This is a genomic window from Rickettsia endosymbiont of Culicoides newsteadi, assembly GCF_002259525.1.
GTDB lineage: Bacteria > Pseudomonadota > Alphaproteobacteria > Rickettsiales > Rickettsiaceae > Tisiphia.
Genome location: NZ_MWZE01000072.1, coordinates 1 through 6,207, shown reverse-complemented (window position 1 = coordinate 6,207; position 6,207 = coordinate 1). Strand labels below are relative to the sequence as shown.

Genomic DNA, 6,207 nt, shown 5'->3' with positions numbered 1-6,207 from the left:
CTCTAGCTCTCCTTTTTTGCTAAAGAATTCTATCTCATTTCTTCTATTTTTGTGTCCAAAATATGGAGACCATTATACTTTTGACGGGGAGACTATATATATTTATTTTAGAATACCAAATTGTTCAGGTTTATTAAAGTTTTGCTTGATGTATGATATACCAAGAATGCCAACATTGATATATTTATGAAGAACTAACTAGTCGCTCCGTCAAAAAGGCTGTAGACATAAGAGATAATACCAATTAAAGATTGGTCAGTTGCCTTGAATCAATTTGCCATACTTTGTGGTACTGATGACCAAAAATGGGCAAATGTCGATCAAAGATGGACTAACTCTGATATCATACTTACACAATCTTTCTGATAGACCCTAAATCACAGAATAGTACAGTATTGGTGTATTTCTCCTGCGGTTGGCACTTCTGAAGATTCAGTATCAGAGTATTGGACAACAGATAAAGCCTCAGTGATTTTATCTGATATCTTACTTCTATACCCTTCATCTGTTAGCTCTTTATACTTAGTATCTAGTAGTGTATGCAGATATTTATACATACTTTTATCTTCTTCTAAGTATCTTTTTGCTTCTATTATAGCATTTGCTAAAACTCTACATTCATTTACTTTTAATTTTTGATAATTTGGATCATCTTTAAATTTTTCGTTGTCAATTGCATTAATAAGTGTAGTTAACTGCTCTAAATTATTTTCAGCAATATACTTCTTAATCAGTGATTTTTCTGCTTCATAAAAAGCAATTTTTTTGTTATCACTAGTATTAGGATTATCATTAATTAAATTTTCTTCTACCCATTTTGTGATAGACTCAGTGTTATTATGACAGATCCCGCTGACTAAAATTTTAGAAGCAGCTTCCTCTAATGCCATTTGTAAAGTACTTTTATGCATATAATTTACCTATTACTTTGTTATATTTAATCCATAGTACCAAAGACTATAGCACATTCATTTGTTAGTTAAATATCATAATTATCTGATATAGGTTCAGATATACCACTTAAATTAATAGACTCACTATATCTCACATATTCGTCAGTAATCTGTTTTGCCCAAGTATCATCCAAATTGATTTCTTTTCCAATATAATCTTTAGAACCATTATAGTCTTTTTGTACTAACTCTACAAACGAGTTGAGTATTTTCTTAATTCCTTCTTGATTTGTATTGTGTGTACATCCTATTTTTATTGCCTTAAAAGGCATTAGTGAAATTATGATATGATTGATAATTTTTTTCTGTAATACATCTTTTGTATCCTGACTGCTCATTTCTGAACGAAATATTGCTGCATCGTTATAACCCTTTGCACCATTAACTTCTGATGTACGATATTGAATACCGTCTTGAACAGAATATTCAGATTTCCTTTCCCCGCTAGCGGAAGGGTAAACTTTAATTATAGTAGTATCATCTCTTTGTTTAGGTGCTAATACTTTTGCTTCCAATGGTTTGAAATCAAATACTGCATATAAATATTTTGCTGCATGATGTTGGAAAACATCATGCAAATTATTGTGAAAATCAATCGCCTGATTATATTTAGCAATATCTACATCATTTATTTTAATATTGTTTATTTTAATATTGAAATTATATTTAGTATTATACTGTTCCTGCTCTTGAGTATTCTCTATTGTGAAAATATTATAAAACTTACTTGATATTAACGAATTTATAATATATAGTGCCTTTACTGTCTTTTTTACTATCGATCCTTCATTATCTACAATTCTAATACAAGAATCATATTTTGACATATCCTCTTTGGTTATCTCATTATGAGATTTTACAGTATATCTCTGCTTTTCTAACTTTAATTTTGCAGCTTGTTGTGCATCATCTTTAGTTTCATATAAACGAATTTCTTCTAGTAAAGAATTTCCTTCTTCAGGAAAAGCAGCGTATTGATCCTGATTAAACAGAGTTAATATTATCCTAGCAATTCCTTCACAAGTTATTGTTATAGTATTAACATCTTTTGGATCCAAGATTTCTTCAGTAAGATATTTAATGCCATAATTAATATATTTCTCAAACTTAATCTTGAAGTCGTCTCTAGCCTTCCTTCTTTCCTCTTCTGAAAAATTTTGACATTCTTCGAATTTACCTATCAGTGCCTCATTGTATATTAAGTGATACTCATTTTTCTTTTGTGCCTTACTGATAGTAGAAAACATAAATGTTTTAGCTTCTTCATCCTGTAATGTAATACTGGATCTTAATTTAGAATATTGATCTGCTGTTAAGCAGATGCCTTCTTTGCTTTTTATTAGTGGCTTAATAGCTTCTACTATATTATCGATGTATGATATATAATCACTCTTTCCTTCTGTTGCCACAATTGTTGCTTTAATAGCTTTCTCTATGAAAGTATATGGGGTAACATGACGCATTTGCTTAGTTGAACTTCCTAATAATTTTGTACGTCCTACTATTGTGGTTTGATTATTACTTATATCATCGTTGATTATAATGGCTTTGTTGCATGAATCAGATTTTGAAAGTGTTGTTTAATTTTTGTCAAAAATCAGGCAAATTTTTTGGTATCCGGCATGCCGAGTTTTGTCATGATATTAAGAATATTAGCAGCTACTTTACTTTCGGTTTTTTGGTTTAAAAAAGTTCTAGATTTTAATTTGTTTCCTATAATTGATTTGTAACGGTAGATAGCGTTTTCTGCTTTGGCTCGCCTGCCGTAGTTGGTATGTTTTTGCCATCGCTTTCGTCCTTGTTCCATAAGGCTTTGTTGCATGAATCGGAATTTGGAGTAAATCGAGTTTTTGAATAAATAAAAAAAGCAGTGGAAATAGTAAAGTTAAGGAGTTAAGATATCCTCTTTTTTTAAGGTAAATATGCCGAACAAACACCAATATCCTTATCGTCATAAATTTGCCCGAGCTAAATACAAAATCAGTAATTCACGTGAGTACGATCAATCATTAAAAAATCGTGGTAGTCTAATAATTTGGTTTTCAGGGGAAGCGGTAGCAAAATGGAATAATCCCGTATCCGTACATAAGAAGCGGGGCGGTCAAGCGATCTATTCCGATCTTGCTATTGAGACATGCGTGAGGCTTGGATTAGTATACAAACAGCATTTACGGCAAACCGAAGGTTTTGTAGAATCAATTATAAAACTGCTGAATCTCGAGCTCAAAACGCCTGATTATACTACTATTTCAAGAAGAACAAAAAAACTTAAAGTGTCACGGCACCGTAGGGCAAATCGTGATCCCGTAACGCTTTGCGTCGATAGTACCGGTATAAAGATTTACGGCGAGCAGGAGTGGCAGGAAGAAAAATACGCACTGAAAGCAAGGAAATCGTGGAGAAAGCTTCATATCGCTGTTGATGAAAACGGATATATTGCAAGCTCTGAATTAACGACTCACAATATTAGTGATTGTGCTACGATAGGCACATTACTTGAGGAAATTGATAGTCCAATAGATACCGTACTAGCTGACGGAGCATATGACCAACCCTCTACATACAAAGCATTAATCGCCCATCAGAATCAACATGGTAATGAAATTCCTATAAAAGCAGTAGTACCGCCAAACTTAGGGTTCAGAGCAGAAATGCCCGATGACTCTAAATTAAGATTAGACAATATTCGTCTTATGGAACAAGGACGAAAGCGATGGCAAAAACATACCAACTACGGCAGGCGAGCCAAAGCAGAAAACGCTATCTACCGTTACAAATCAATTATAGGAAACAAATTAAAATCTAGAACTTTTTTAAACCAAAAAACCGAAAGTAAAGTAGCTGCTAATATTCTTAATATCATGACAAAACTCGGCATGCCGGATACCAAAAAATTTGCCTGATTTTTGACAAAAATTAAACAACACTTTCAAAATCTGATTCATGCAACAAAGCCATAGTTTAGGACGTCCCACTATTAAGATTTGATTATCGTTTATATCCTCATTAATTATGATATCTACTAAAGCATCTTGACTCATATTTATTTTAAAGAGATGTTCTAAAAACTTGTAAACATATGATTTATGTTTTTTTGTAATATGCGAAGAAGCTGTAGGCGTAGAGTGTAATACTTCAGCACTGCTGCCGCTAGGCAGATTTATCGATGAGCCTGAAGATTGAGTGGAGATAATACTCTGCTGACTTATAATACTACTTGATTCCCTTTTACTTTTTTTATCCATAATTTTACATGTATTATTTAAAGTTTTTGCCCTTTCAATATAAAAATGTTAAAAAAGACTCAAAGCGTCATGCTATCATTTCTAGTTTTAGAAAACAATAAACTTTACAATTTTATTTATATTTAGATAAAGCAACATTAATTCTGTAAATTCACATTTTATCGTTCATTTTTTTATGTATTAATATGTAAATAAGGTTTATCAGTAATCCAATCATCATTAATTTCTGAGAGGATAGCGGTTATCAATCGTATACTTGCAGTAAAACTGCATAAGCTTTTCCTCTGGTTTTAAATACTATCCACTTAAGACTCAAAATTTTCCACACTTACTTGGACAAAGACTCAATTTGCGACCGACTCAAGCCGGTAGATTGAGTAATAAAGTCAACAGATAAACCAGCCTTTAGTAAATTTTTAACTATCTCAGCTTTGCCTTCATCAATATACTTTTGTGCAATAGTTCGCATAATGTTACCTTGTTCTTCTTCCGATAAATATTTGGCTAGTACTTGCTCTAATTCTAATTGCTGTTCTTCTTGCAACTTAGCGTCAGTATACCATAAAAACGATTCTAAGTAAATATAACCATTCTCTTTATCTATTAACACTTCTAGCTTAAACCTTCTTAAAAACTCCTCCCACAATTTAAGCATATCTCGTTGATGTATATGCTTCATGACATAGCTCATCATTCCTAAATGCTTCTGCTGAACTATCTCATCATCCGACATACTCTGTAAATCTACTAATTGATAATCTGACACCATTAACTCTTTAGCTTGCATAGGGTCAGTAAACAATTCCCATATGTTTCTTGGTGCACTATATTCCTCTACACCGTTATACATAATCATTGGGTAGATTAGTGGTAGCTTATCATTATTCTTTTTATGTCTTTCGCATAATAGTAACGTATATTTCCAAAGCCTTAGTGCCATCCAATAATCACTTGTTGACTGATGGTCTAATAAAATGTAGATAAAAGCACTCTCCTTATTTTTAGTGCTTACAGCATAAACTATATCACTATATTTTCTTCTCAAGCTCTCTTCAATATAACTTTCTTTCTCTACTTTAATTTTTGATAAATCTAACTGTTCTTTAAAATTACTCGGTAGATAATACTCTAAAAATTCTTGTGCAGCTATTTCATTGCCCATAATTCTTTTAAAAAGCTGGTCATGTTTAGGTTTTTTTGGCATTTTGCTACTTACTTGTTATCTATCATTTAGCCAACATTTGTTCGCTCTTCTTTGAGTATCTTATATACAGCAGCACGACTGATACTCATTTTTTTAGCTAAACTAGTTCCAATAATACCTTGTTCATGATATTGCAGCAATTGCTTTCTATCAATCCTGCGTTTAGCTCCAAATTTTATGCCTTTGAGCTTTGCTTCAAGTCGCCCCTCATTGGTACGCTCTAAAATCCTCAGACGTTCTGCTTGTGCTACTGCTGATAAAATCGTTACTACCATTTTACCAGCAGCTCCTTCCGTGTTAATACCATCATCTAAGAAACGTACCCCTACATTCATTTTATCAAAGTGATTAATCAGGCTGATCATATCTGCTGTATCCCTACCTAATCTATCCAGTTTAGTAATTAACACTGCATCACCTTCCTCAACTTTCACCATTAATGATTTTAGCCCTTCTCGTTCAAGATTACTACCTGTTGTTTTGTCAGAAAATATTCTTGACTCGATAACTCCTGCTTTTTTAAGAGCTTGTTTTTGTATTTCTAATGATTGATCGGAAGTTGATACTCTTGCATAACCAAATAATCTCATTTTATCTATCCAAATACGTATATTAAATCAATTCGTTTACTATATTGTCTATTATAGTCCGATTTACCATTTAATCTACAATAGATTTAGTGCTTTTTCTATTGTCTTCTAACTTATAAATTAGTACACATCAAATAGGATACTGGACTGAAAAATCAAGACAAAAAAATAATAATTTTGTTTCCCATTTTTGCATTTTTCAAGCTGCAATTTGT

General features: G+C 32.2%; 8 protein-coding genes. 2 read left to right on the top strand and 6 right to left on the bottom strand.

Going from position 1 to position 6,207, the window contains the following annotated elements; all coding sequences use genetic code 11:
* The coding region (locus RiCNE_RS07810) for a hypothetical protein (protein ID WP_204839958.1) at positions 1-190 on the top strand (190 nt) is incomplete at its 5' end.
* 187 nt (positions 191-377) lie between these two features.
* Here the strand turns inward: RiCNE_RS07810 and RiCNE_RS05280 are convergent.
* The 3 genes from RiCNE_RS05280 to RiCNE_RS05270 form a co-directional block, all read right to left on the bottom strand.
* On the bottom strand, positions 378-911 hold the full coding sequence (locus tag RiCNE_RS05280; RefSeq protein ID WP_094649555.1) for a hypothetical protein: 534 nt from the start codon (positions 909-911) through the stop codon (positions 378-380).
* Positions 912-979: 68 nt separating this feature from the next.
* Positions 980-2,416, bottom strand: coding sequence for a hypothetical protein (locus tag RiCNE_RS05275; RefSeq protein WP_094649554.1), 1,437 nt, complete (start codon positions 2,414-2,416; stop codon positions 980-982).
* A 134-nt stretch (positions 2,417-2,550) separates the two neighbouring features.
* Positions 2,551-2,760, bottom strand: coding sequence for a hypothetical protein (locus RiCNE_RS05270; RefSeq protein ID WP_157905691.1), 210 nt, complete (start codon positions 2,758-2,760; stop codon positions 2,551-2,553).
* Positions 2,761-2,875: 115 nt separating this feature from the next.
* Between RiCNE_RS05270 and RiCNE_RS05265 the strand changes: the two genes are divergently transcribed.
* Positions 2,876-3,856: an IS5 family transposase gene (locus RiCNE_RS05265; protein ID WP_094649552.1), complete on the top strand. Its 981-nt coding sequence runs from the start codon at positions 2,876-2,878 to the stop codon at positions 3,854-3,856.
* On the opposite strand, the gene RiCNE_RS07320 is transcribed toward RiCNE_RS05265, so the two are convergent.
* The 3 genes from RiCNE_RS07320 to RiCNE_RS05255 all read right to left on the bottom strand — a co-directional run bounded on the left by RiCNE_RS07320 (position 3,767) and on the right by RiCNE_RS05255 (position 5,992).
* Positions 3,767-4,198: a hypothetical protein gene (locus RiCNE_RS07320; protein ID WP_133062951.1), complete on the bottom strand. Its 432-nt coding sequence runs from the start codon at positions 4,196-4,198 to the stop codon at positions 3,767-3,769. The two genes, RiCNE_RS05265 and RiCNE_RS07320, sit on opposite strands and share 90 nt — an antisense overlap.
* Positions 4,199-4,526: 328 nt before the next feature.
* Positions 4,527-5,402: an Rpn family recombination-promoting nuclease/putative transposase gene (locus RiCNE_RS05260; RefSeq protein ID WP_094649551.1), complete on the bottom strand. Its 876-nt coding sequence runs from the start codon at positions 5,400-5,402 to the stop codon at positions 4,527-4,529.
* 26 nt (positions 5,403-5,428) lie between these two features.
* Entirely contained in the window at positions 5,429-5,992 is a 564-nt protein-coding gene (locus RiCNE_RS05255) for a recombinase family protein (protein WP_094649550.1), read from the bottom strand.
* Positions 5,993-6,207 lie beyond the last annotated feature (215 nt).

What these genes read in the sequence shown, in the direction of transcription:
- RiCNE_RS05270 (WP_157905691.1), bottom strand. Translation starts at nt 2,760, where the DNA reads ATGGAACAAGGACGAAAGCGATGGCAAAAACATACCAACTACGGCAGG.
- RiCNE_RS07320 (WP_133062951.1), bottom strand. Translation starts at nt 4,198, where the DNA reads ATGGATAAAAAAAGTAAAAGGGAATCAAGTAGTATTATAAGTCAGCAG.
- RiCNE_RS05265 (WP_094649552.1), top strand. Translation starts at nt 2,876, where the DNA reads ATGCCGAACAAACACCAATATCCTTATCGTCATAAATTTGCCCGAGCT.
- RiCNE_RS05260 (WP_094649551.1), bottom strand. Translation starts at nt 5,402, where the DNA reads ATGCCAAAAAAACCTAAACATGACCAGCTTTTTAAAAGAATTATGGGC.
- RiCNE_RS05275 (WP_094649554.1), bottom strand. Translation starts at nt 2,416, where the DNA reads ATGCGTCATGTTACCCCATATACTTTCATAGAGAAAGCTATTAAAGCA.
- RiCNE_RS05280 (WP_094649555.1), bottom strand. Translation starts at nt 911, where the DNA reads ATGCATAAAAGTACTTTACAAATGGCATTAGAGGAAGCTGCTTCTAAA.
- RiCNE_RS05255 (WP_094649550.1), bottom strand. Translation starts at nt 5,992, where the DNA reads ATGAGATTATTTGGTTATGCAAGAGTATCAACTTCCGATCAATCATTA.